Origin of the sequence: Polaribacter porphyrae, assembly GCF_002954685.1 — a bacterium.
GTDB lineage: Bacteria > Bacteroidota > Bacteroidia > Flavobacteriales > Flavobacteriaceae > Polaribacter > Polaribacter porphyrae.
On record NZ_MSCN01000001.1, the window covers coordinates 1,221,930 to 1,247,316 of the forward strand.

At 28.7% G+C, this 25,387-nt stretch carries 23 protein-coding genes; 16 read left to right on the plus strand and 7 right to left on the minus strand.

All coding sequences use genetic code 11. The features are described from left to right. The first annotated feature begins 87 nt into the window (after positions 1–87). From BTO18_RS05555 to BTO18_RS05575, 5 genes are all read left to right on the plus strand, one after another. Positions 88–873, plus strand: coding sequence for a pentapeptide repeat-containing protein (locus BTO18_RS05555; protein WP_105015277.1), 786 nt, complete (start codon positions 88–90; stop codon positions 871–873). 94 nt (positions 874–967) lie between these two features. Then, positions 968–2,731, plus strand: coding sequence for an AMP-dependent synthetase/ligase (locus tag BTO18_RS05560; protein ID WP_105015278.1), 1,764 nt, complete (start codon positions 968–970; stop codon positions 2,729–2,731). Between the two features lie 75 nt (positions 2,732–2,806). Next, positions 2,807–4,579 (plus strand): AMP-dependent synthetase/ligase, encoded by a 1,773-nt coding sequence (locus BTO18_RS05565; protein ID WP_105015279.1) that lies wholly within the window; start codon positions 2,807–2,809, stop codon positions 4,577–4,579. Positions 4,580–4,621: 42 nt separating this feature from the next. Continuing rightward, positions 4,622–5,041, plus strand: coding sequence for a BLUF domain-containing protein (locus BTO18_RS05570; protein ID WP_105015280.1), 420 nt, complete (start codon positions 4,622–4,624; stop codon positions 5,039–5,041). Between the two features lie 55 nt (positions 5,042–5,096). Further along, complete coding sequence (locus BTO18_RS05575; RefSeq protein WP_105015281.1) at positions 5,097–6,395, plus strand: PAS domain-containing protein; 1,299 nt, start codon at positions 5,097–5,099, stop codon at positions 6,393–6,395. Between the two features lie 62 nt (positions 6,396–6,457). Here the strand turns inward: BTO18_RS05575 and BTO18_RS05580 are convergent, their stop codons facing one another. From BTO18_RS05580 to BTO18_RS05590, 3 genes are all read right to left on the minus strand, one after another. Next, entirely contained in the window at positions 6,458–7,081 is a 624-nt protein-coding gene (locus BTO18_RS05580) for a thioredoxin family protein (RefSeq protein WP_105015282.1), read from the minus strand. Between the two features lie 2 nt (positions 7,082–7,083). Then, on the minus strand, positions 7,084–7,611 hold the full coding sequence (locus BTO18_RS05585; RefSeq protein WP_170063235.1) for a TlpA disulfide reductase family protein: 528 nt from the start codon (positions 7,609–7,611) through the stop codon (positions 7,084–7,086). Between the two features lie 111 nt (positions 7,612–7,722). After that, positions 7,723–8,505, minus strand: a complete 783-nt coding sequence (locus tag BTO18_RS05590; protein ID WP_105015283.1) for a S1/P1 nuclease — start codon at positions 8,503–8,505, stop codon at positions 7,723–7,725. A 125-nt stretch (positions 8,506–8,630) separates the two neighbouring features. Here BTO18_RS05590 and BTO18_RS05595 point away from each other — a divergent pair, with 125 nt between their 5' ends. The 6 genes from BTO18_RS05595 to BTO18_RS05615 are packed head-to-tail and all read left to right on the plus strand — an operon-like array spanning position 8,631 to position 11,423. Further along, complete coding sequence (locus BTO18_RS05595) at positions 8,631–9,491, plus strand: SPFH domain-containing protein (protein WP_105015284.1); 861 nt, start codon at positions 8,631–8,633, stop codon at positions 9,489–9,491. Positions 9,492–9,493: 2 nt separating this feature from the next. Next, entirely contained in the window at positions 9,494–9,658 is a 165-nt protein-coding gene (locus BTO18_RS17590; protein ID WP_170063236.1) for a hypothetical protein, read from the plus strand. Further along, the gene (locus BTO18_RS05600) at positions 9,655–9,813 is read left to right on the plus strand and encodes a DUF4177 domain-containing protein (protein ID WP_105015285.1); all 159 of its coding nucleotides are present in this window, start codon (positions 9,655–9,657) and stop codon (positions 9,811–9,813) included. The genes BTO18_RS17590 and BTO18_RS05600 overlap by 4 nt, the downstream gene beginning before the upstream one ends. Next, complete coding sequence (locus BTO18_RS17820) at positions 9,813–10,313, plus strand: hypothetical protein (RefSeq protein WP_211295575.1); 501 nt, start codon at positions 9,813–9,815, stop codon at positions 10,311–10,313. The genes BTO18_RS05600 and BTO18_RS17820 overlap by 1 nt, the downstream gene beginning before the upstream one ends. A 2-nt stretch (positions 10,314–10,315) precedes the next feature. Then, positions 10,316–11,236 (plus strand): alpha/beta hydrolase family protein, encoded by a 921-nt coding sequence (locus BTO18_RS05610; RefSeq protein WP_105015286.1) that lies wholly within the window; start codon positions 10,316–10,318, stop codon positions 11,234–11,236. Between the two features lie 19 nt (positions 11,237–11,255). Then, complete coding sequence (locus tag BTO18_RS05615; RefSeq protein ID WP_105015287.1) at positions 11,256–11,423, plus strand: type II toxin-antitoxin system antitoxin; 168 nt, start codon at positions 11,256–11,258, stop codon at positions 11,421–11,423. A 17-nt stretch (positions 11,424–11,440) separates the two neighbouring features. Here BTO18_RS05615 and BTO18_RS17595 read toward each other — a convergent pair whose 3' ends face one another. The 3 genes from BTO18_RS17595 to BTO18_RS05625 all read right to left on the minus strand — a co-directional run bounded on the left by BTO18_RS17595 (position 11,441) and on the right by BTO18_RS05625 (position 16,414). Continuing rightward, positions 11,441–11,608 (minus strand): hypothetical protein, encoded by a 168-nt coding sequence (locus BTO18_RS17595; RefSeq protein WP_170063237.1) that lies wholly within the window; start codon positions 11,606–11,608, stop codon positions 11,441–11,443. Positions 11,609–11,633: 25 nt separating this feature from the next. Further along, on the minus strand, positions 11,634–14,690 hold the full coding sequence (locus BTO18_RS05620; protein WP_105015288.1) for a T9SS type A sorting domain-containing protein: 3,057 nt from the start codon (positions 14,688–14,690) through the stop codon (positions 11,634–11,636). Between the two features lie 125 nt (positions 14,691–14,815). Next, positions 14,816–16,414: a tetratricopeptide repeat protein gene (locus tag BTO18_RS05625; RefSeq protein ID WP_105015289.1), complete on the minus strand. Its 1,599-nt coding sequence runs from the start codon at positions 16,412–16,414 to the stop codon at positions 14,816–14,818. 426 nt (positions 16,415–16,840) lie between these two features. Here BTO18_RS05625 and BTO18_RS05630 point away from each other — a divergent pair, with 426 nt between their 5' ends. The 5 genes from BTO18_RS05630 (at position 16,841) to BTO18_RS05650 (ending at position 23,497) form a co-directional block, all read left to right on the plus strand. After that, a complete protein-coding gene (locus BTO18_RS05630; RefSeq protein WP_105015290.1) occupies positions 16,841–20,053 on the plus strand; it encodes a WD40/YVTN/BNR-like repeat-containing protein in 3,213 nt (1,070 codons plus the stop codon). Between the two features lie 29 nt (positions 20,054–20,082). After that, on the plus strand, positions 20,083–20,736 hold the full coding sequence (locus BTO18_RS05635; protein ID WP_211295576.1) for a DUF2490 domain-containing protein: 654 nt from the start codon (positions 20,083–20,085) through the stop codon (positions 20,734–20,736). A 77-nt stretch (positions 20,737–20,813) separates the two neighbouring features. Then, complete coding sequence (locus BTO18_RS05640) at positions 20,814–21,443, plus strand: DUF2490 domain-containing protein (RefSeq protein ID WP_226789010.1); 630 nt, start codon at positions 20,814–20,816, stop codon at positions 21,441–21,443. A gap of 6 nt (positions 21,444–21,449) precedes the next feature. Further along, entirely contained in the window at positions 21,450–22,754 is a 1,305-nt protein-coding gene (locus BTO18_RS05645) for a DUF819 family protein (RefSeq protein WP_105015293.1), read from the plus strand. 41 nt (positions 22,755–22,795) lie between these two features. Then, the gene (locus BTO18_RS05650) at positions 22,796–23,497 is read left to right on the plus strand and encodes a DUF4369 domain-containing protein (protein ID WP_105015294.1); all 702 of its coding nucleotides are present in this window, start codon (positions 22,796–22,798) and stop codon (positions 23,495–23,497) included. 357 nt (positions 23,498–23,854) lie between these two features. On the opposite strand, the gene BTO18_RS05655 is transcribed toward BTO18_RS05650, so the two are convergent. After that, positions 23,855–25,201: a T9SS type A sorting domain-containing protein gene (locus BTO18_RS05655; RefSeq protein ID WP_105015295.1), complete on the minus strand. Its 1,347-nt coding sequence runs from the start codon at positions 25,199–25,201 to the stop codon at positions 23,855–23,857. Positions 25,202–25,387 lie beyond the last annotated feature (186 nt).

The following is a 25,387-nucleotide window of genomic DNA, read 5'->3' on the forward strand; positions in this document are numbered from 1 at the left end:
CTAATTCTCTTTTTAATTTTGAGAAAAAGTGTCACACTAAAGATTTTATGTTGTCTTTAAATTGAATACTATTTTAAAATTAAAACAATGAAACATAAAATTACTTTTTTAGTCAGCCTTTTTTTAACAACTTCAGTTATATTTTCTCAAAAAACGATAGAAGCTTCAGATATTTTAAAAGACATTAAATCTGGTAAATCTATCTCCTATAAAAATGCTAAAATAGTTGGTATTTTAGATTTAACTTATATGGATGAAGCTATGGAGAAACTTCCAAGAAAAAAGAGAAACAGTTGGTGGGGTTACAATAACTCTAATGAAATAAAAAAGTTAATAGATGTAAAAATATCTTTTGAAAACTGTACTTTTAAAGATGATGTATTAGCATATATCCCTGATGAAGATTCTGGTTATACATTTACTGCTAGTTTTGAAGATGATGTAATTTTTAAAAACTGTAATTTTGAAAGAAAGGCGATGTTTAAATACTCTCGTTTTGAAAGAAATGCAGATTTTTCAGGAACAACTTTTGATGATGATAGCACATTCAAATATGCGAAATTTGATAGAGATATTAGTTTTACCAACACCAAATTTGCAGAAACCTCAACCTTTAAATATGCTGAATTTAACAGAAAAGTAAGTTTTGCTAACTCTATTTTTGAAGATTCTGCTATTTTTAAATATACAAAATTTTATGATGGAGTATCTTTTAACAGTACTGACTTTCAAGAAGATTTAAATATAAAATATATGAAAGTTAGTGGTGATTTCGATATTTCTGGTATGAAAATTGGCTACGATATAGATGCCAAATACACTAAAATTAATGGTAAAAGTTTCAATAAATACTTATTGAAAAGTAGAAATTAATAAAGAATACATTTTTTAAATAAGAGACTGCTTGTATGAGCAGTCTTTTTTTATTAAAACTATTTAGTAAATTGTGGAAAAATCAATAACACTTATGTCAAATAAAATTACTCGCATTTTTGACTTTGCAAATTATCAGCTGAAAAATTTACCACAAGAAAAATGTTTCAATTACAAAGAAAATGGAGTTTGGAAAAATATTTCTACCCATCAATTTATTTACGATGCTAATAAAGTAAGTACCTCATTACTTGCTTTGGGCATAAAACCCAATGATAAAATAGCTGTTATATCTTCTAACAATAATCCTAATTGGCATATTTTAGATATAGGTATTTTACAAATAGGAGTACAAAATGTACCTCTATATGCAACACTTTCAGAAAAAGATTATGAATATATTTTAAATCATTCTGATGCTAAATATTGTTTTGTTTCAGACAATGATTTATACCAAAAAGTAAGCTCAATAAAAGATAAAACAAAATTAAAAGGTATATTTTCTTTAGCTAATATAGATACTGATTATGGGTGGGATACCTTTTTAAAAATAGGAAAAAAAAAGAATTATGATACAAAAATAAAATCAATAAAAGAAAATATTAAGCCCGAAGATTTAGCTACAATCATATACACTTCAGGTACAACAGGTACTCCCAAAGGTGTAATGTTATCTCATAAAAATATTGTGTTTACGGTTTTTAAAACAGCTAAAAGACTAGATTTAAAAGGTTCTAATCATAAAATAATTAGCTACTTACCAATTTGTCATATTTTTGAAAGAACTGCGTCATATTATAATTTATATATGGGTTTTGAAGTTTATTTTGCTGAAAGTATTGAAGCAATTGGAGATACAATAAGAGAAGTAAAACCAAATTATTTAGCAGTTGTACCCAGATTATTAGAAAAGATATTTGATAAAATTGTTGATAAGGGAAGCCAACTTACTGGAATTAAAAAAAGTTTGTTCTTCTGGGCATTGAAACTTGGTGAAAAGTATGAAGCGTATGAAAAAAATGGAATATTTTATCATTTTAAATTAAATATAGCTAGAAAATTAATCTTTTCTAAATGGCAAGAAGCTTTAGGTGGTAATTTAAAGTTTATGGTTTCTGGTAGTGCACCTCTACAAGAAAGACTAATAAGAGTTTTTACAGCAGCAGGTATTAACATTTTTGAAGGCTATGGAATGACAGAATCTTCACCTGGTGGAACATTAAATGATTTAAGAAATAACGGTTTAAAAATTGGTTCTGTTGGTAAAGCTTTAGAAGATATAGAAGTAAAAATAGCTGATGATGGTGAGATTTTAATGAAAGGTGACAATGTAATGCTAGGGTATTATAAAAATGATGAAATGACAGAAAAAACCATTATTAATGGCTATTTACATACAGGTGATATTGGCGAAATTGATAATGAAGGTTTTTTAACAATTACAGATAGAAAAAAAGAAATGTTTAAAACATCTGGAGGCAAATACATTGCACCAGCAGCTCTAGAAAATGAATTAAAACAATCTCGATTTATAGAACAAGTTATGGTAATTGGAGAAGGCGAAAAAATGCCAGCTGCTATCATTCAACCGAATTTTGAATTCTTAAAAGATTGGGCAAAAATAAAAAAGTATAAAATTTCAGATTTTTCAACTAATAAAAAAGTTGTAAATCGAATTAAAGAAGAAATCGATTTTTACAATCAAAACTTTGGAAAATGGGAACAAATTAAAAAATTTGAAATTACGCCAGATGAATGGACCATTGAAGCAGGACATTTAACCCCAACAATGAAAATGAAAAGGAAAATTATTAAAGAAAAATATAAAATTCTTTATCAAAAAATATATAATTCTTAAAATAAAAAGCATATTAATAACTATTTGTGAAATAAGGGGAATTTTAGTAATTTGCAATACATCAAAAAAGAATATATGCCAACAGAAATTAAGAGGTTATTTGACTTTCCTTACTACCAATTAGAAACATACAATCTTAAAAACGCGTTTTCAACAAAGTATAATGGAAAATGGGAATCTATATCAACTCAAGAATATATAGATAAAGCCAATCAATTGAGTAGAGGTTTACTAAAATTAGGATTAAAACCTAATGACAAAGTTGCCATAATTTCAACAACTAATAGAACAGAATGGAATGTTTGTGATATTGGTGTTTTACAAACTGGTGCTCAAACAGTGCCCATTTACCCAACTATTTCTAAAGAAGATTACCAATATGTGTTAAATCATTCAGAAGCTATTTATTGTATCGTTTCTGATATTTCTATCCTTGAGAAATTGAATCAAATTAAAAGTGAAACGAAATTAAAACAAGTTTTTACTTTTGATGAGATTAAAGGTGAAAAGAATTGGAAAGAACTCTTAAAACTTGGTGAAGACAAAGAAAACCAAAAAGAGGTTGAAGATAGAAAAGATGCTGTACAACCTAATGATTTAGCGACATTAATTTATACTTCTGGTACAACAGGAAGACCAAAAGGCGTTATGCTATCTCATAATAATGTAGTTAGCAATGTTTTATCATCTAAAAAAAGAGTTCCGTTAGAATATGGAAATTCTAAAGCATTAAGTTTTTTACCAATCTGCCATATTTTTGAAAGAATGATTTTATATCTATATCAATATTGTGGTGTTTCAGTTTACTTTGCAGAATCAATAGAAAAATTAACAGAGAACGCACAAGAAGTGAAACCTGATGTAATGACAGCTGTGCCACGTTTATATGAAAAAATCTATGATAAAATTATTTTAAAAGGTGAAGATTTAACAGGTGTAAAAAAGAAATTATTCTTTTGGGCTGTTAATCTTGGTTTAAGATATACTCCTTATGGAGCTAATGGTTGGTGGTATGAAAAACAATTAGGTTTAGCTCGTAAGTTAATTTTCTCTAAATGGCAAGCTGCTTTAGGTGGTGAGTTAAAATTAATGGTTTCTGGAAGCGCTGCATTACAACCAAGATTAACCAGAATTTTTGCAGCTGCTGGCATGCCAATTATGGAAGGTTATGGCCTTACAGAAACCTCTCCTGTTACCTCTGTAAACGATCAAATGAATGGTAACTTTAGAGTGGGTACAGTTGGTAAAGTAATAGAAGATGTTGAAGTAAAAATTGCAGAGAATGGAGAAATTCTAGTAAAAGGACCAAATGTAATGCAAGGCTATTATAAAGATCCTAAAAAAACAGCAGAAGTTATAAAAGATGGATGGTTTTGTACTGGAGATAAAGGAGAATTTGATAAAGATGGTTTCTTAAAAATTACAGGACGAACAAAAGAAATGTTTAAAACTTCTGGAGGAAAATATGTTGTACCTCCTTTATTAGAAGGTCAACTTAAACAATCGCTATTTATAGAACAAGTAATGGTTGTGGGTGAGGGTAAAAAAATGCCTGCTGCTATTATTCAGCCAAATTTTGAGTATTTAAAAGATTGGGCAGAAGAAAACAACATTCCTTACAACTCTAATGAAGAAGTAATTGCAAATCAAAAAGTTATTGATGCCATTCAAGAAGAAGTTAATGAGTGTAATTGTCACTTTGGAAAATGGGAGCAGATTAAAGTTTTTAGATTAACTGCTGATGAATGGTCTATAGATGGAGGGCATTTAACACCAACTATGAAAATGAAACGTGCCATCATTAAAAAGATTTATCAAGATTTATATGATGATATCTATAAAAACTAATACTCAAAAAAGAAATTTATAAATTACTATTCCCCAAAATTAATGATACAGCAAATTGTTTATTATTCTATTTCTGACACAATAATTACAGAAAGCAAACTAAATGAAATTTTAGAACCATCAAGAATAAATAATTCTAAAAAAAATATTACTGGATGTTTACTTTATCATAATAAAGTTTTTCTACAGCTTTTAGAAGGAAAACGAGATATTATACATCAATTATATAAAAAAATACAAAAAGACAAAAGGCATTCTAATGTTACTTTAATAATTGAAGAAGATATTAAAAAAAGGATGTTTCCTGGATGGAGTATGGCTTTCCATGAATTTGATAGTAACAAAGCTAAAGTTGATAAATTTGTAGAAAGTATAGATTTCTTTTCTAAAAGTATTCCAAAAAAAACAGAAGCGATAGATTTATTTTGGCGAATGGCAAAACAAATTGTAGTAAAACAATAATTTTTAAGAATTATTAATGTAAGATTAAAATAAAAAATAATTAAAATATTTCATCATGAACTTCTCCCCCAAAAATAATCAAAAAGCTGAATCAAATAAACAAGATTTTAATGACAGGTTTCAGGTCTCTTATAAAATTCCCATTGAAAAAATAACTTATTTATTATGCCTAGTCACTAGTACAGCTATTATAATTAGCTGGTTTATAGGTTATGAAAAAGCGTTAAGTATCTTTTCTGGAAGTGCAACTATGAAGTTTAATACAGCTATCATTTTCTTACTGATAGGAATAAACTTTTATATTCTTCACAAAAATGAAAACTTTCAAAAGACTTTATATAATTCTATTTCAATTTTACTAATTATCATCGGAATTTTATCTATATTAAGTAATTACAATATTTCTTTTTTGAATATTGATAATATTTTTAAAGTAGATATCTTTTCAACAGAAAAACCTGGTTTAATGTCTCCTGCTACAGCAGTTTGTGGTATATTAATAGGGTTAGGTTTTATATTTTTAAAAATAAAAAATAAGAGTTTTAGCAAAATTGCTAACAACTTATTTTTAGTAGTAAATATTATTTCGTTAGTATCTATACTCTCTTATTTCCTTTTAATTTCTTCAGAAAAGAAAGTGTTTTTCTTAAAAACAATGGCTATTCACACAAGTATAATATACTTTTTAGTATCTATTGTACTTCTTTTAAAGAATGAAAATACTATAGTACACAAAATGGCTTATGGTAAAAATTCTGGTAGTATAATTTTTAGAAAAATATTACCCAATATAATTTTAGTTCCAATAATTTTAGCTAATATTTTATTAATTATTATTGATAATGATACTGTTTCTGTAGATTTCGGAATAATGTTATTTGTTATTCTATTAATTACTTTAGGTTTTGTATTTATATCATCACTGGCAAATACAATGAATGAAAGTGATGAAATAAGGATTAATCTCGAAAAAAAGATAAAACTTAAAAACATTGCTCTTAAAAAATTCAAAAAAACTATAGATGATTCAACTATAATGCTAATAAAAGATAGTAATCTGAATATAACTTATGCAAATAATGCCTTTTGTGATCTTTGTAAGTATTCAAAAGAAGAACTTATTGGGAACAGCATGCAAATGCTTCATAAAAATCTAAATCCTAAAGAATTGATGGATGATAGGTTAAAAACAATACTAAAAGGAGATATGTGGACTGGTGAAGTAAAAAACGTAGCTAAAGATGGCTCGTTTTTTTGGGTGTTAACTAATATAATACCTTTTGAAAATAAAAAAGGGAAGATTACAGAATACATAGAAATCAAAAAAAATATTAGTCATTTAAAAACTACTTAATACTAAAAAATCTCAAGAAATTAATCTTGAGATTTTTATTTTTTATTACTCATAAATAACAATTAGTAACCAGCATTCTTATCTACTTTTATAGAACAACCAATTGCTCTAGTTTTCGTAACTGTTGGTTTTTTACCTGCTAATAGTTCATCAACTGTATTTTCTACATATTTTTCTGAAACTGCATCAGCGTTTCTAGAACTATCATCTATAGCACCAATATATTCTACTTTCATGTTTGGCTTACTTACAATAAATACATGTGGAGTTTTAGTAGCACCAAACTTTGGAAAGACTTTTTGCCCTTCATCAAATAAATATGGGAATGTAAACCCTTTTTCTTTAGCTCTCACTTTCATATCTTCAAAACCATCTCCTTTAGAAGCTTTAGGATCATTAGGATTAATTGCTATTACTGGGTAACCTTTAGCCTTGTATTTTTTATCTAAAGCAATAATTCTATCTTCATTAGCTACAGAATATGGACACATATTACAAGTAAAAATGATGATAAACCCTTTAGCGTCTTCATATTCTGATAAAGAAACCATAGAGTTATCAATATTTTTAAGTTTAAAATCTTCTATGGTATCACCTACCTTGTATCCTTTATCTGTTTTAAAAGTAAAAGCTGATGTAATTAATGTTGCTACAGCTACTAATAATATGGTTTTTATTTGCTTCATTTTTATGGATTTAATATGGTTTTTAATTCGTTTTCTAAAGATTGATAGGTAAATGATTTTTCATAAAATTTCCTGTTGTTTTTGTTATATATTAAAGTTGCTGGTAAAGCTCCACTCCAAGTTGAATCTATATCTTTTATCCAAAAATTTTCATTAACATCATCTAATAAAACAACTTCAGATTGTAGTTTTCTTTTGTTGATAAATGGAATTAATTTTTTCTCTACTTGTTTAGGAAAATCTAAACTAACTAGCAAAACCTCAACATTTTTATCTTCATACTCTTTTTTTATCCTCTCAAAATAAGGTAATTCTTTAACACAAGGTGCACACCAAGTTGCCCAAAAATTGACAACATAGGTCTTATTGTTATTCTTATTTAAAAAAGTTTTTAATTGATTATAAGTGTACGATTTTACAACAGAAATTTTATTTTCTTCTTTATTAATATTGTCATCTTTCGCTTTTTGTTTATCACAAGAAATTAAAACAACATTAAATAGTAATACCAAAAGAAATTTTTTAATCATTTTATAAAATTACACAATAAAGTTTTTTTAATTTAATAATTAACTCATTCTTAACAAAAAAGCCTTATGAATTAGATTTATAAGGCTTTAAAAATTTATGTTTTAAAAAATTTAATCAAAAATATCATTTAATATTTTTGCTAAACGAATTCCTCCTTTTTGTAATTGTTTTCTAACTATACCAAAGTTATTATATGAATATCTGTAGCGTAAATTTTCACCAACTTTAGCAGAATTATACACTTCTTTTGTTAGTTTATGTACTTCATGAACCCAATCAATGATGCTACCTTTTTCTATAGCTTTAATTTGATTTTTTGATAAATCTTCTGCATTATCAGCTAAATCAGTATAGCTCATTTTAAACTCTTCTATCATTTTATCATCCCAAACTTTATGTAAATTACTTCCTCTGCCAAACCACTGTACCTGAAAAGTATTACCTCCTTTATCTTCTTTTCTACCAATGTGCAAAGGTTGGTGTAAATCACCCACAAAATGTACTAATAGTTTTAAATGAAAAGCTTTGTCTGCTTCAGAGCTAGTTTTGTCTTTCAAAATTTTAATACAAGTATTAATACCTGTTATTAAATCTCCTTTTGGGTTTTTTTCAGATTCTTCATAGGTTTCATCTAACTTCATGTTTACATAATGCCAAGAATAATACTTACTATATTTTCTATCTGATTTTATCTCATCTGCGAAAGTAGATACAAAAGCTAAACTTTGTCCTTTTAATAATTTATTAATCTTCTTTTTTGCTCTTTTTGTTAAATGTTTTTCAGCAATTTTACCAGTAGCTCTATGCCCATTTTTTCCCCAAAAAAAATCATCATCAGATGACGATTTCATCAATATAAAAAAAGGAAGTATAAGTAATAATTTAAATTTCATATTTACTATTGTAAGTGTTAACGGATTGCTAAATTATAAAAATTATTACTGATTACTTTGGAAAATCAAAAAAAAATATTATATCTTTGTGATATCATTTTAATATCATTATAAATTCAAACACAATGGAAGCTGAAAAAATCATCAAACCTGCAAATGGTTATTTAATGTTAGTTATAGTTCTTATTTTATTCTTTGGAAGCATTTTTATGGCTATCAATCAAGAAAACCCTTTTTATATTATAGTATCAGTAATTAGTTTTATAGGTTTTTTTGGTTTTATTTTAGTAAATCCTAATACATCAAAAGTAATTTTACTATTTGGTAAATATGTAGGTACTATAAAAGCTAACGGTTTGTATTGGGCAAATCCCTTTTACACTAAAAAGAAAATATCTTTAAGAGCGAGTAATTTTGATAGTGAACGTTTAAAAGTAAATGATAAATTAGGAAATCCAGTAATGATTTCAACAATTTTAGTTTGGAGAGTAACAAATACTTACAAAGCTGCTTTTGATGTTGATAATTATGAAAATTTTGTACGCGTGCAAACTGATGCTGCAGTAAGAAAGTTGGCGAGTATGTATCCTTATGACAATTTTGCAGATGAAGGTCATGATGAAGATATTACCTTACGTTCTAGTGTAAATGAAGTTTCTGAAGCTTTAGAAAAAGAATTAGAAGAACGTTTATCTATCGCTGGTATCGAAGTTTTAGAAGCAAGAATTGGTTATTTAGCTTATGCACAAGAAATTGCCTCTGCTATGTTAAAAAGACAACAAGCTACTGCTATTGTTGCTGCAAGACACAAAATTGTACAAGGTGCTGTAGAAATGGTAGAAATGGCTCTAGAAGAACTCAATAAAAAGGAGATTGTTGAGTTAGATGAAGAACGAAAAGCAGCTATGGTTAGTAATTTATTAGTTATTTTATGTGGAGATAAAGAAGCTTCACCTGTTGTAAATGCAGGAACATTAAGTCATTAATAATGAATCAAAAACAAATTTTAGCTATAGGTGTTGGTGTAGCTTTAGGGACAACTATTGGTGCTGTAACCAGTAACATTGTAATGAGTGCAGTTTATGGCTCTATAATAGGTACAATAATTGAAGTTGTAATTGCATTTACCATTTTAAATAAAATAGAAGAATGAAAGAATATAAAGTAGTAACTTTAAAATTAGGATTTAGAAATAGAACTCAAAACTTCGAAGATTTATTAAATCAATATGCTAGAGAAGGTTGGAAATATATTGATATACCTAGTGGTTGGAATAGTGTTGTTTTAGAAAGAGATAAAAACAGATAATGAAAGTTTTTAAAGAGACTCAACGTTTTACTCAATTATGGCTTATTGTTTTAATGGCTGTAAGTCTAATTGTTCCAATAGTGATTATGGCACAAGAATACTCAAGAGAAAATACGAGTATGACTACTAGTGAATTTGTTTTAACCTTATTTGGTATTCTTATTTCTGGTGGTCTTATTTTTGCCTTTAAACTAACAACCAGAATTGACGAAAAAGGTATTCATTATCAGTTTTTTCCATTTCATTGGAAATTAAAACTCATCACTTGGGATAAAATTTCAACAGCTTACGTTCGTATTTACGACCCAATAGGAGATTATGGTGGTTGGGGTTTAAAAGGTGGTACACTTTGGTCTAAATCTAAAGGAAGAGCAATCAACGTTTCTGGCGATATTGGCATTCAACTTGAACTTAAAAATGGAAAAAAATTGTTGATTGGTACTCAAAAAAAAAGTGAAGCAGAAAGAGTACTAGAAACTTATCAATCTAAAATAAACTAAAAATGATACGATTTATTACAAACTTATTATTAATTACAATCACAATAACATCTTCTTTCGCACAAATTATAACAAAAGAGATTACAATTAATAATTATGAAATACATTTACCAGGAACGTTAACTTTCACAAAAGAAAAATCGCCTTTAATTATTTGGGTTCATGGTTCAGGTGGAGTTGATAGAAATGGTAATACACCTCAATATATCAAACAATTTAGAGATGCAGTAAATAAAAAAGATATTGCTTTTTTTAGTTATGATAAACGAACTGCAAATCCTAAAAATATAACTTTTATAAAACAAGATGGTATTCTAATTCGAGATTTTATAAATGATGTAAAAGAAGTTGTAAATCATTTTAAAGATGATAAACGCTTCTCTAAAATCATTTTAGCAGGTCATAGCCAAGGTTCTTTAATTGCTATGCTAGCTTTAGAAAATGTAGATAAATATATCTCTATTGCTGGTGCAGGAGAAACCATTGACAAAACTTTAATAAGACAAGTAACCAAACAAAGTGCTGAATTTGGTAAACTAACAGAAAACTATTTAAAAGAACTTAAAGAAACAGGAGAAATCAAAGAGGTGAATCCAAACTTAATGTCACTTTTTGCAAAACCAAATCAGCCTTTTTTAGCATCTTGGGTAAATCTAAACCCAACAGAAGAAATAAAAAAGGTAAAAATACCAACATTAATTATTAATGGTGATAAAGATTTACAAGTTCAAGTTACTGATGCAGAAAATTTAAAAGAAGCGAAACCCGATGCAAAATTAGTAATCATTAAGAATATGAATCATCTTTTAAAGGATATTCAAAAAGATGAAGACAATATGAAATCTTATATGTCTCCAGACTATCCTATTTCTAAAGAATTGATAACAGTTATTAGTAATTTTGTGCTAACATCTAAAAAATAAAGACTATAAACTACTATTTATGGCGAAGAAAAAAGCTTTCGCTTTGCGAGTTAATGAAGACATGATAAAAGCTATTGAAAAATGGGCTGCAGATGAATTTCGCTCTACAAATGGACAAATAGAATGGATGTTAATGCAAGCTTTAAAAAATGCTAAACGTGAGCCTAAAAAGAAAAACGAAGAATAAAAGCTCTTCGTTTTTTACTAAAATCCACTTCCAGGATCTTCTGGACTTTGAGCTTGTGATTTCTGTGGATTTAAAATAAGATAAGTTCCTAATGCTGTTAGTGCTGCATATTTACCATAATTTCTAATTTTTTTAAGAGCATCTTTTCGAGAAATTTCTTGCGAATTAGTTTTTTTACTTTTCATAATTTAAGTGTTAAATTTTTCAGCATTATTCTATAATTATTTTTTTAACAAATTTTGAATTTTTCGTTTTTAAACGAACCAAATAAACACCTGTTTTTAAATTTGGTAATAAAATATCATTCAAACCATTTGCTTTAAAACTTGTCGCTAAAATTTGCTTTCCTAACACATCTGATAAACTGATTTTTGTAGCTCCATTTTGTATGCCTACTATTCGTAAATTTTCTTTTGAAGTTTGGTAAATACTTATGTTATTTGAATTAAACTCATCATCAGTAGATAAAACTGTAGCACTTGTATGCAAATAAAAACGACCTATATCTTCTAATTTTGAGCTTGTTGTAAAACTATAATCACTATTAGTTAACTCAATAAAAGTATTATTCTCTTTATCTTCTAAATATACTTTTAAAGTTGTTGGAAGGTTTAACATTTCTGCTGAAATTGTAACATTTACATTTGCATCAATAGTTAATCCTATAGGAATTATCAATTCATCAAAATTTGCTGGTGGTAAACATTGCAATGCAAAAGCTCCATTATTATTGTTGTCCACCAAATTAGTATACACGTTAAAACTATTGTCTTGTGCTGTAAATTGTTCAGCATCATAACCAGCGTCAAATCCTTTAGTGGTGTTTTCTAAATATTTAATTTCTGTAGCTTTAGTTTGTTTTCCATCAGAAATTTGTAAGGAAATTTCAAAATTTGAATTTTGCACTTTTGCAAACACCCTTTGTTGATGATGAGACTGCATACTTTTATCAAATGTAAATGTGCTACCACCTTCTTTAGCTCTAACAAAAAAAGCTTGTCCAGGTGCTAAAAAAGGTAACGTAGAACTTGCATGATTATAGGGTTTATAGCCTGTAGTAGCTTTATCCCAAATGTAAACTGCCAAATTATTAGTATGCAATTTTGATGCATTTTGTAGTAACAAATTACTACCTACATCAGACAGATTATTAAATTTTAAAAAGTTAGGATATGGATTTGCAATTAAATTCCAACTATTTTTAGAACCTTCTGTTAAAGTTACAGTCTTGCTTTCATTTTCAATTGTTCCTGTAAAAGTATAGGTTCCTGCTGCTGAACGTTTCATGGAATAACCCTTTCCGTTTTCTAAATTTCCAGCAGATGCAATGTCAGCTACCAATATGTATTCCCAATTGTCAGTTGCTACATTATTGTTATAAGGAGCTACTGCGTATTTGGTATTATCTCCATTTTGTATAATTTGATTTAATGCTATATTTGTAACAGCAAATTCATTTATATTTTGCCCAATTACTGGAGCCCCAACAGTGTGCCAATCATCTGTAACATATCTATTATAGGTAATATTTCCATTAGCTGTTCCTTTTACGACTAAAGACCCACTTTTTGTAGCATCAGAATTCACAGTTAATGTTCCATTTTGGATTAAATTATTATTTACAGTTAAAGCTCCTCCTGCATCAATGGTTAATGATGAAGATGCTTCTAGATTAATATCATTGGCAACAACAACAGTATTTGTAGATATAATAGGTTGATTTACTACATTAGGTATTAGCAAACTAGTGGTTGATGTAGGAACAAAATTTGGTTTCCAATTTGTAGTAGTATTCCAATTTGTATTGGTTGTACCAGCCCAAGTTGCAGCACTACCATACATTTGTATAAAGATTTCTTCCTCACGATTAACAAGACCAGCTGTATTTGTATTGGCAGGGAAACTATTTCCATCACTATGCCAAGAAATAAGTAAACCCTGCTCTGTATTACTTATTATTTTAGGGTTATAAGACTCATAATATCCGAAAGAAGTAAAATCAGAAATTTTTACTACAGCACCGCTTAAAGTACCTGTATTTGAAACTTCTTGCATCCAAATTTCTGTAGAAAGACGCTGTGGAAAAGTTGTAAGTGTTGGACCATACCATGCTACCATATAAGAATTTGTGGTTGCACTCCAAGCTACATCTGGCTGTTTTGCATCAACATTGTGGTCTCCTCCATGGGTAGTTATTTGAAAATCACTTCCAATTTCCACTCCAACATTAGATAGTAATTGTCCAAAAACCTCCTCTTTTCCTGGGGATACATCTCCACCCCAAATTACTAAATATTGGTTATCTGTTTCGTTATAGATAACATTTGGTGTAATAGCGTCAAAACTAGTACCCAAATCAGAAATATTACTAATTCTAAAATTTGTACCTATAAATGCTCCATTAGAAGCATTAAAACGTTGCCCCAAAATTTCTTCCTTGTAACGCTCTATATCCACATTCCAGACTACCAAATATTCATTGTTAGTACTATTATAAGTTATCTGTGGGTCAATTGCATCAAAACTGGTATTTGTATTATTTGATGTACTTATTAAAAATTCAGTTGTCCCTGTTTTTCTTCCCCATCTAGATATTCTCTGCCCATAAATATTTTGTATATTTTCATGAACTGAACTCCCTACCCAAACAACAAAATATTGGTTACTAGTTTTGCTGTATGAAACTTCAGGATTTTCTGTATGCCAATTAAGATAAGTTGTTGATATTAAAAAATTAGAACTAATTAAAGTTCCTGTTGCAGAAATACGTTGCCCATAAACTAAATAGCTATCAAAATCTGGATCTTCCACTCCACCAGACCAAACTACTAGATACTCGTTGTCTACAGAATTATAGACTACAGAGGGAGTTACAGCAATTCGTTTACCAGTTACATTAAAATTAGATATCATAAAATCTACTCCAATTTCTACTCCATCAGCACTAATAATCTGTCCTATAATTTGAAAGTTATTATCAGTAAAACCTGAAAAATCTGTGTCATCAGCTTCCCAAACTACTAAATATTCATTCCTAGTTGTATTGTAAGCTATATCACTATTTCTAGCCTCTGTAAGAGAACTTCCTATACCACCTGCATCTGAAATTCTAAAATCGTTTGTGCCAAATTCTTGAGATATTACAGCAATTGGTAAAAAAAATAAAGTGATAATAAATTTTAGTATGAGATGATCTTTTCTTTGCCAAAAAAAACAATTATTAAAGGGATAATTTCTATACTTCCTTTGACTAACACTTTTCTTCATAGAGAATATATTTTGAAATTTAAATAACAAAACAAAGATATTTTAACAGCAATACTAAACTTAAAATAGACTGTGACAAAAGCGTGACACTTTTGTGATAATAAGGGAAATGAAGGATAATAGGGTTATAGTTTATTAATAATTTCTATAAGTTTAGTATCCGTTTTTACAGCGTACTTTTTAAGAAACCTACTTTTTATTTGGCGAATGGCATTCGCACCAACTCCTAGCATTAATGCCATTTGCTTATTCTCTAACTCTAATTTAGAAAGTGCCAAAAGACGTGTTTCTGAAGGTGTTATTTTAGGGTAGTTTATTTTCAAATTATTAAAAAATATTGGATATACTTGGTTAAAGATATTTACAAAGTTATCCCATTCTTCATCTGTAAGTATTGAAGATTTTCTTAATTGATTAATTTTTATTTTAACCTCTTTTGTATCATTTTCTTTAGTTTCAGATGTATCTTTTATTAATTTTTCTAACGCTTCTATTTTTTTATTTTTATCAATAAAAGATGTTGTAAACTCTTTTAGTTTCAAAGATGCTATGTTTAGTTTTTTTTCTGCATTATCTTTTTCTAAAAGCATTTTTTCCTCCTTTTCTAAAGCCGTTTTTTTATTTTTACTATATCTAATAAACATCAATATTAACAACACACCTAATAAAACAATCAAAGTATTTCTAATTATTATCTTCTTAAAATTTTTTAGTTTTTCTTTTTCTTCTTTAAGAAGTTGTTTTTCTAAAGCTATTCTTTGTTTGGCTCTTACTAATTTAGTTCCATTAAAAATTTTAGCTAAACTATCTTTTACTATAACAAGAGAATCAAGATATTGCGAAGCTATTTCAGGTTTAAACTCATAAGCAGCAATATTAGATTGTAACTTAAATAAATTTAAAAGACGATAGTATGCTTTACTCTTTATAGCGTAATCATTTGCTTTTATTGCAGCCTCTTTTGCATCAGTCAAATTATTAAGTCCCAAATACACCAAGCCTAAATCAGATAATCTTCCAGAGGTAAAACTCCAATCTTTAGCATTTTCTGTAATTCTTATACTATTCTTTAAAAATGGTAGAGCTTTATTATAATTCCTTTGATTTAAATAATTCGTACCTAAATTACCAGAAGAAATCCCAATCCAAATAGAGTCTCCTAATTGGGTAGCTCTTTTAAGGTTTATTTTAAAATAATGATTGGAAGAATCTATTTGGTTTAGCTGTGCATAGCTATCTCCTAATGTATTATAAATGTGAGGTGTATAATATTCGCTATTATATTTAGATTTTAAATCTTTAGCTCTTTTTAAATAATTTATTGCCTTTTTGTATTCTTTAAATTCATTATGAACGTGTGCAATTTGATACAAGCATATTTGTTTTAATGGAAAATCTTCAATAGTTATACTTTCTAAAAGTTTGGCAGTCTTTTCATAATATTCAAAACCTAAACCATATTCTTTATGCTCGCTATATAAATAGTTTGCTAATAGACTTAATGTTCTAATTTCTAACCAAAGAACTTTATCTTTTTTAGCAATATCAGCTAGTGCTTTAATTTTTTTAACAGTAAAATCTTTTGAAAACCTATCTTTAAATACATAATAATGTAAAATCATTAACTCTGTTTCCAATAATAAATCATCGTCTTTAGCTTTTTTTGCTAAATTCTTTATGGAATTTATTTTTTTAAAAACTGCTGTGGAATCTGAATAACGCACTTCGCTCTCGTAAAAACTTGATAATTCTAAAGTCCTTTCAGAATGCGTTTGATTTAATAATTTTTCAAAATTTCTTGAGTTAAACTCTTGAGCATTACCATGATTTAATGCATAAATTAGAAAAAAAAAGTTGATATAGAATCTAATAATAGTATTAGTATAAAGCGAATTTGAAAAGTAGTCAAATTTATTAACATAATGGTTTATTTTTATTAAAATATATAATTAATATAGCTGTTCATATTAAATATTTCAGAATATGTTAGTAAATTAAATTTAGATTATAAGTAAATCTAATCTTACTCAATGGAATAGAATTATATAACCAGCTTTAAATTAACTTATGTTAAAAAAACAATCAACTTTTAACCAAAGTTTTCAATTTTGTATCTTTCGTCTAAATTCAATTAATTCAAACTTTTTGTAATGAAAAAACTAATCACCTTACTTTTTTTAAGTGCTACTACTCTACTCTTTTCACAAGAGTTTTCCATGGATTTGGTAAAAAACATGAAACCAAGAAACATAGGTCCTGGAGGAATGTCTGGACGTGTGACTTCGATAGACGTTGTAGAAAGCAATCCAGAAATTATGTATGCAGGAACTGCTTCTGGTGGAATTTGGAAATCGACTTCTGGTGGAATTAAATGGAAACCAATTTTCGAAAAAGAACTCACAGCTTCTATTGGTGCAGTTGCTATTCAGCAGTCTAATCCTAGTGTAATTTGGGCAGGAACTGGTGAAGGAAACCCAAGAAATAGTTTAAATGGTGGTTTTGGTATTTATAAATCTTTAGATGCTGGAAAAACTTGGAAAGCTATGGGTTTAGAAAAAACCAGGCATATTCATAGAGTAATTATTCATCCAACAAATCCTGATATTGTTTACGTGGGTGCTATTGGAAGTCCTTGGGGAGAGCATAAAGAAAGAGGCGTTTACAAAACAACTGATGGTGGAAAAACTTGGAAACAAATTTTATACAAAAACATAAAAACAGGAACTGCGGATTTGATTATGGATCCTTCAAATCCAAACAAACTCATAGCTGCAATGTGGGAACACAAACGTGATCCTTGGTTTTTTAAATCTGGTGGAAAAGGTAGTGGTTTATACATTACACACGATGGTGGAGAAAATTGGAAAAAAATTACAGAAAAAGAAGGTTTTCCCAAGGGAGAATTAGGACGAATTGGTGTTGCTATTGCACCAAACAACCCAGACGTAATTTATGCATTAGTAGAAGCTAAAAAGAATGCATTATACAAAAGTGAAGATGGTGGTTTTAAATGGAAAAAAATAAACGATAAACCTGGAATTGGAAATCGTCCTTTTTATTATTCAGAAATATATGTAGATCCTCAAAATGAAAATAGGTTATATACGGTTTTTACCTATGTAAATGTTTCTCAAGATGGAGGGAAATCGTTTAAACAATTAATGCCTGCATATGGAGTTGATAATGGTGTGCATCCAGATCATCATGCTTGGTGGATTCATCCAAAGAATGGTAAGTTTATGATTGATGGAAATGATGGAGGTTTAAACATTACCAAAGATGGTGGTAAAAGCTGGAGATTTATTGGAAATATTCCTGTTGCTCAATTTTATCACATAAATGTAGATAACGAATTCCCATATAATGTTTATGGAGGTATGCAAGACAATGGTTCCTGGAGAGGCCCTGCTTACGTATGGAAATCACAAGGAATTAGAAATTCTTATTGGCAAGAAATTAGTTTTGGTGATGGTTTTGATGTGGTTCCAGACAAAGACGATTCCAGATATGGATGGTCTATGAGTCAGCAAGGTTTTGTAAGTAGATACGATTATTTAACAGGAAATAATTATGGCGTAAAACCAACGCATAAAGACCCAAATATTAAACTACGTTTCAACTGGAATGCAGCTATCAATATTGATCCTTTTGATAATTCTACTTTGTATTTTGGAAGTCAGTTTGTACATAAATCAACTGATAAAGGGTTGACTTGGAAAGTAATTTCTCCAGATTTATCTACCAATAATCCAGAAAAATTAAAACAAGCAGAAAGTGGTGGTTTAACAATGGATGCCACTGGTGCTGAAAATCATTGTACAGTTTTAGTAATAGAACCAACTGTTTTAGAGAAAGATGTACTTTGGGCTGCCACTGATGATGGACAAGTTCATATCACAAAAAATGGTGGAGAATCTTGGACAAATGTTGCTAAAAACATCAAAGGTTTACCAGAATTTAGCTGGATAACTCAAATAAAAGCATCTAACAAAAATAAAGGAGAAGCTCTTTTAATTGCAAATGATTACAGAAGATTCAACTACACTCCTTATGCATACAGAACAAAAGATTATGGCACAACTTGGACAAGAATTGTAGATGAAAATGATGTGCAGAGTTACACGCTTTGTATTATTGAAGATCCAGAAAATGCTAACTTATTATTTTTAGGTACAGATGATGGTTTATATATTTCTATTGATGCTGGTAACAAATGGACAAAATGGACGGAAGGCTTCCCAACAGTACCTGTAAAAGATTTGGTAATTCAAGAAAGAGAAAATGATTTGGTAATTGGTACTTTTGGAAGAGCAGCTTGGGTTTTAGACGATATTCGTCCATTAAGAGCAATTGCAAAAAACAACAGTTTAATAAATAATAAACTAGAATTATTTGCACCTCCTACAGCCTATCAAACTGCATATCAACAACCTACTGGAAGTAGATTTGGAGCTGATGCAATGTATCAAGGAGAAAACAGAAAAGGTGGTGCTATTATTTCTTATTATGTTGATGTTCCAAAAAAAGAGAAAAAGGACACAAGAGAAAAGAAAAAAGAGAAAAAGAATGTCGTTTCGAGCGAAGTCGAGAAATCTAAAAAAGTTAAATATGATTCTATAAAACTAGAGATTTTTGATGGAGAAAGAAAAATAAGAACGCTCAAATTTAAAACACCCAAAGAAAGTGGTATACATAAAACAAGATGGTTTTTAAGAGAAAAAGGAGTTGCAAGAGCATCAAGAAGAATTCGAAAATCTAAAAGAGAACCTGCAGGAGTTATAGTAAAACCAGGTACTTATCGTTTAAAAATGACTTTTGGTAATGCAGTTTCTGAACAAAATATAAAAGTTGAATTCGATCCTAGATTACAAATTTCTAATGAAGCTATCAATCAAAAATACGATGCTAGCAAAGAATTGGAAAAGTATCAGCAAAAAATAGCGAAAATCGTAAAACAATTGGTAGAGAGTAAGAATACTGTGAATGCTATCAAATCGAAATTATCAAAAGAAGACAAGAAAAAATTCAAAGCCGAAATTAAATCATCAACAAAAGTTGGTAAAAAAATTGACAGTTTAATCGCTCTATATCTGGGTAAAGTTGACAAAAGACAAGGAATTACTAGAAACCCAGAAGTAACAGTAAGTCAACGATTTGGATTGGCTAGTAGATATATTAGATCACGTTTTGGAGAGCAAACAGCTACTGAAACTCAATTAATGAATCAGTTTAAAGAAGAGTTTAAAAAAGTGGTTGCAGAGACGAATACTTTCTTTAATAATGATTGGCTTACATACAAATCGTCTGTAGAGAATATTAAAATATCTCCTTTTAAAGAAACTAAAATTTATTCTGCGAATTAGATTATTTTATGATAAAAGTATTGTTGATTTTGAGCTTGATTCTACTATCAAATGGTATTCAGGCTCAAGATTCTGCTGAAAATAAATTAGGAACTTGGTACATGTACAATGGTTCTCATAAGTTATCACAAAAATTAGACTTAAAAACCAGCTTTCATGTTCGTTATTTTGAGTTTATCACAGAGTATCAACAAGAAATTTATAGAGTTGGCTTAACATTTTCACCATCAAAAAAATGGAGTTTTACTGGTGGAATGGTTTACTCAATTACAGACACATCATACAAAACTAATCAACCTAACTTGTATGAATTTCGATTTTATCAAGATGTTAATTTAAAAGATAAATGGGGGTTATTCAATATCAATCACAGAGTAAGATTAGCTCAACGTTTTCGAGAGCAAGCATCACAAAGAAAAACGACACACAGAATTCGATATGGACTTTTTGTAAATTATCCCGTAAGCAAAAAATTAAACTTGTATGCATTTAATGAAATCTTTATCAAATTTGCAGCGAAAACATTTGGACAAAATAGAACAGGATTAGGTTTTTTTAAACAAATTAATCGAAAAATAAAATTAAGAATTGGGTATATGCATACTAAATTTAGTGACGCTGTTTCTCATAGACTACAACTGGGTATTATTTTAAATACCAATCATATTAAAACAAAGGTTTAGCAATTTTTGTATATTGCTGAAATTGATAATTTAAACATCGTATGCGATTACTTCTTTGTTTGGTTTGTTTATTTCTAATGCAAACTATTACTTCTCAAAACACAAGTGATAAATTCGGGAATTGGTTTATGTATAATGGCTCTCATAAAATTGCAGAGAATTGGAAAATACAAACTATGGCTCATTTTCGTTACTATGAATTAGCAGATAACTTTCAACAAGAAATTTACAGACTTGCAACTAATTATTCTATCCATAAAAAGTTAAATGTATCTATTGGGTATAGTTACGTTACTACTGATGTTGTTTTTGGTAGTCCAGACCCAATAGTCTATGAAAATAGAATTTATGAAGATATTAATTATACCAATTTTATAAATAAACTAAAAATAAGACATCGCTTTCGTTTTGAACATAGATTCATAACTGCTAATGCTACTAATAGTGAAAGCCATTGGTTTAGATATGATTTGAATTTAAACTACCCTATATCTAAAAGTTGGTCTGTTTATGTTTTTAACGAAATTTTCTTTAATATGGATAAAAGCAAACGATTTGTACAAAATTGGACAGGATTTGGTTTTCTTCATAAACTCAATCAATCTATAAAACTAAACTTTGGTTATCAGCAAATTAAATTACCAAATGATTTACAAAAAAGACTTTTATTGGGTATTATTTTAAATACTAATCACATAAAAAAATAACAAAATATGGAGCCTATTTTTACAAATGATGCCATTGTTTTTGGAATATTAATGATTTCTTTAGGATTCGTTTTTTACACAGAAAATATTAAAACAGGGTTTTGGGCAAAGTTTTATAAAATTGTCCCAGGGCTTTTTATGGCATATTTTATTCCTGCCATATTTACAACATTTAGAGTGATTGCACCTGAATGGGAAATAGAAAATACAACAGGAGAAGTTGTACAACAAAAATCTCAACTATATTATGTTGCAAGTCGATTTTTATTGCCAGCTGCTTTGGTATTAATGACGTTAAGCATAGATTTAAAAGCGATATTTAATTTAGGTTCTAAAGCACTAATTATGTTTTTTACAGGAACTATTGGAATAATTATTGGTGGACCAATAGCTATTTTGCTAATCTCTATTTTTTCTCCAGAAACTGTTGGTGGAGCAGATTTTGATGCAGTTTGGAGAGGACTTTCTACACTTGCAGGAAGTTGGATTGGTGGTGGAGCAAACCAAACAGCTATGCTTGAAATCTATCAATATAATCCTTCTAAATATGGAGGAATGGTGATTGTAGATATAGTTGTAGCCAATGTTTGGATGGCTATTTTATTAATCGGGATTGGTAAAAAAGATAAAATTGATAAATGGTTAAAGGCTGATACCTCTGCTATTGAAGAACTAAAAGAAAAAGTAATTACATTTTCTAAAAAGGTTCAAAAAAATCCATCACTAACAGATTATATGATTATGCTTGCTATTGCATTTGGTACTGTTGGTTTTGGTCATTTTGCATCTAAATATTTAAGTGCTTTCTTTGCTGATTTTGTAGGTTCAATTGATTCACAAACTTGGCGTAATATATTTTCTTTTTTAGGTTCTGGATTTTTCTGGCTCATTAGTATTTCTACAATTGTTGCTATTATATTATCCTATACAAAAGCAAAAAATTACGAAGGTGCAGGAGCAAGTAAAATAGGAAGTATTTTTATTTATATTCTAGTCGCCACAATTGGTATGAAAATGGATTTAAACCAAGCTTTAGAAAATCCTGGACTGATGATTATTGGTTTTGTTTGGATGACGATTCATGCTGGTTTATTAATACTAGTTGCTAAAATTATAAAAGCTCCTTATTTCTTTTTAGCTGTTGGTAGCCAAGCAAATGTAGGTGGTGCAGCTTCTGCTCCTATTGTTGCACAAGCCTTTCATCCTTCATTAGCAACTGTTGGGGTTTTACTAGCCGTCTTTGGTTATGCTATTGGAACAATTGGTGCAATAGCTTGTACTATTTTAATGGAATTAGCTTCCACTTTGTAAAAAAATAAAGATATTTGCATTCTTAAATTTGAAATAAAAAAATGAAAAAAATTATACTACTTTTTGTGATTACTCTTGTTGTTTTCTCTTGTGAGAAAGAAAGGAAAACAAACATGATTGTTCAAGGTCAAATTAAGGGGTTAAAAAAGGGAAAGTTATTTCTTCAAAAAATGAAAGATACTATTTTAATATCTGTAGATTCAGTTGCTTTAAACGGTTCAAATCAGTTTGAATTAAAAGATTTTGTAGATTCTCCTGTTTTGTACTACTTAACATTTGATGGGAATACAACTGATAAGAGAATTTTATTTTTTGGAGAGGAAGGTGTTATTACTATTAATGATAACGTACAAAATTTTGGAGTATATCCAGAAGTGAAAGGATCTAAAAATCAAGAAGTTTTGGATAAATATAACGTGGTTAGCAAACGCTTTCAAGAACAACGTTTAGAATTTATCAAAAAAGATTTCGAAGCTAAAAAGGCAAATGATAAAGATTTAATTGAAAAACTTAATGAAGATTATAAAAAATTAGTAAAAAGAAGAGTTTTATATACTACTAATTTTGCAATTACAAATGCAGCATCAGAAGCAGCACCTTATATTGCTTTGACAGAAATGTATGATGCTAGTTTGCAAATGTTAGATACTGTAAACAACTCTCTACCTCCAAGAATTAAACAATCTGAATATGGGAAACGTTTTCAAGAATATCTAGATAGAATAAAGGATAAGGAGAAATAAGACTTAAATGTGTATTAAAATACAATTGATAATCAAAACATTATAATACTTATAGTTTATAAATATTTTATTATTCTAATGAGGTATAAAAAATAGTTTCAATCTGATGAAATTTGACATCTTTGGTTTAGTCTTTCCATATTCAAATAACAAGTGCTTAATTTTAGCTAAATAAGTTTATATCTAACTCTCTAGTTATTACGATAGTGTACTTTATCAAATATAATATAAACTTAAACCTCACACTTATATATTTTTCTTTTGAGTATAACACTAATTTGTAAAAAAAGACTTTAAATAGCAAAAAAAAACCGAGCAATTTGCTCGGTTTTTAAATTATAATATTAGTCTAAAAGCTTATTGCTTGATAAATTTAGCTGTGCCTGTTGAACCATCTACTGCATATTTAACTAAATAAATACCTGATGCTAAATCTGAAACATCTAAAGTCTCTTTAGTATCGTTTACATTAAAAGACTTAACTCTTTTACCTAAAACATTAAAAATCTCTGCATTTTGAATTGCTCCTTTAGCTGAAATATTTAATACATTGTTTGTTGGGTTAGGATACATTGAAAAACCTAATAATTCATTATTTTCAATAGATAAAGGTACGTTTTTAGTTAAAACGATATTATCTAAATACAAAAAACCTCCATTATCTCCTGATTGATTATATTTATCTACTTTCCATTGGAATAACTTCGTACTGTCAAAACCTAAATCAGTAAAATGAGACATTGGAATAGATACTTGAGTCCAAGCATTTTCTACAATATCAGCCGAATCAGAAGCAGCAGTACTAATTCCAACTTGATATTTAAACTCTTGTACAGCTCCATCATTATCAATCATAATGAAAACAAACCCAGCAGTTCCTTTAGAATTTGAAAACCAATAGTTGAAGTTTACGAAGTCATAACTAGAAATGTCATCTGGTCCACCTTCACCTTGACCAAAACCATCTGCTTCTAAATTCATTTTTAAAGCATTATTTACAGCTGCTGAAGGATCTAAATCTACAGCACTTGATGTTCCAAAACCATATTGCACATTAAATGAAGTTGTGTAATTATTTGTATCATTGTATATACTATATGCATTAGCATCTGCTGTAGTTGGCACAGCTGCTGCTGCTGAAGGCACAGGATCTGAAGCAGTAACAACAGCCAAACCTTTTAAGTTTTTTATATAAAAAATTCTACCATCTGGTGCTCCAAAATTATTAGCACCAGTATCCCAATTGATATGAAGTGCAAAGTCATTATAATCACCATTAGCTGGAACCTTTCCATCCAAGCTTTTATCGAAAGTGAAAGTTAGAGTTTCCCAACCTCCTCCAGAATGATCTACAGAGCTAACTGATTCTGGAGCACCCGATACTCCACCTTGTGCTTTTGGTGCAATTGTTATTGCAGAAGTTGAATATACATCTAATTGCATCGTCAACTGTGTAGCTGAAGTTAATTTATAACTGTTAGTTAGTATAACGTTTATACCTTGCCAAACCTCACCTGAACCATTAGTACTTGTTATTTTAACTACTTGAATAGATGCATTAGTGGGATCAGCATCATAAGCTGCACTTGTACCTCCAAAAGCACCTTCATATCCAGTGCCGTTAAATGATTCTAATAAATCATAAGTTTGAGAAAACCCAATTGATGTAATTAATAAGGCAAATAAAAGAGTAATTTTTTTCATAATTTAATAATTTATAATTGTTTAAAGTTAATATTCAATATTACTATATAATTCTTGTTATCCCTAAAATTTTACCACAACATGACTACTACATCAGTAATTTAAGTGTTAAAATTTACTCTATTTTTAAATTTTAAAGCTTTAATTATTAGAAATTTATAAATTCATGATGTTTTTTAGAAACAA

Bases quoted from the DNA above. Each gene is read 5' to 3' on its own strand.
- BTO18_RS05555 (WP_105015277.1), top strand. From the start codon at position 88: ATGAAACATAAAATTACTTTTTTAGTCAGCCTTTTTTTAACAACTTCA.
- BTO18_RS05560 (WP_105015278.1), top strand. From the start codon at position 968: ATGTCAAATAAAATTACTCGCATTTTTGACTTTGCAAATTATCAGCTG.
- BTO18_RS05565 (WP_105015279.1), top strand. From the start codon at position 2,807: ATGCCAACAGAAATTAAGAGGTTATTTGACTTTCCTTACTACCAATTA.
- BTO18_RS05570 (WP_105015280.1), top strand. From the start codon at position 4,622: ATGATACAGCAAATTGTTTATTATTCTATTTCTGACACAATAATTACA.
- BTO18_RS05575 (WP_105015281.1), top strand. From the start codon at position 5,097: ATGAACTTCTCCCCCAAAAATAATCAAAAAGCTGAATCAAATAAACAA.
- BTO18_RS05580 (WP_105015282.1), bottom strand. From the start codon at position 7,081: ATGAAGCAAATAAAAACCATATTATTAGTAGCTGTAGCAACATTAATT.
- BTO18_RS05585 (WP_170063235.1), bottom strand. From the start codon at position 7,611: ATGATTAAAAAATTTCTTTTGGTATTACTATTTAATGTTGTTTTAATT.
- BTO18_RS05590 (WP_105015283.1), bottom strand. From the start codon at position 8,505: ATGAAATTTAAATTATTACTTATACTTCCTTTTTTTATATTGATGAAA.
- BTO18_RS05595 (WP_105015284.1), top strand. From the start codon at position 8,631: ATGGAAGCTGAAAAAATCATCAAACCTGCAAATGGTTATTTAATGTTA.
- BTO18_RS17590 (WP_170063236.1), top strand. From the start codon at position 9,494: ATGAATCAAAAACAAATTTTAGCTATAGGTGTTGGTGTAGCTTTAGGG.
- BTO18_RS05600 (WP_105015285.1), top strand. From the start codon at position 9,655: ATGAAAGAATATAAAGTAGTAACTTTAAAATTAGGATTTAGAAATAGA.
- BTO18_RS17820 (WP_211295575.1), top strand. From the start codon at position 9,813: ATGAAAGTTTTTAAAGAGACTCAACGTTTTACTCAATTATGGCTTATT.
- BTO18_RS05610 (WP_105015286.1), top strand. From the start codon at position 10,316: ATGATACGATTTATTACAAACTTATTATTAATTACAATCACAATAACA.
- BTO18_RS05615 (WP_105015287.1), top strand. From the start codon at position 11,256: ATGGCGAAGAAAAAAGCTTTCGCTTTGCGAGTTAATGAAGACATGATA.
- BTO18_RS17595 (WP_170063237.1), bottom strand. From the start codon at position 11,608: ATGAAAAGTAAAAAAACTAATTCGCAAGAAATTTCTCGAAAAGATGCT.
- BTO18_RS05620 (WP_105015288.1), bottom strand. From the start codon at position 14,690: ATGAAGAAAAGTGTTAGTCAAAGGAAGTATAGAAATTATCCCTTTAAT.
- BTO18_RS05630 (WP_105015290.1), top strand. From the start codon at position 16,841: ATGAAAAAACTAATCACCTTACTTTTTTTAAGTGCTACTACTCTACTC.
- BTO18_RS05640 (WP_226789010.1), top strand. From the start codon at position 20,814: ATGCAAACTATTACTTCTCAAAACACAAGTGATAAATTCGGGAATTGG.
- BTO18_RS05645 (WP_105015293.1), top strand. From the start codon at position 21,450: ATGGAGCCTATTTTTACAAATGATGCCATTGTTTTTGGAATATTAATG.
- BTO18_RS05650 (WP_105015294.1), top strand. From the start codon at position 22,796: ATGAAAAAAATTATACTACTTTTTGTGATTACTCTTGTTGTTTTCTCT.
- BTO18_RS05655 (WP_105015295.1), bottom strand. From the start codon at position 25,201: ATGAAAAAAATTACTCTTTTATTTGCCTTATTAATTACATCAATTGGG.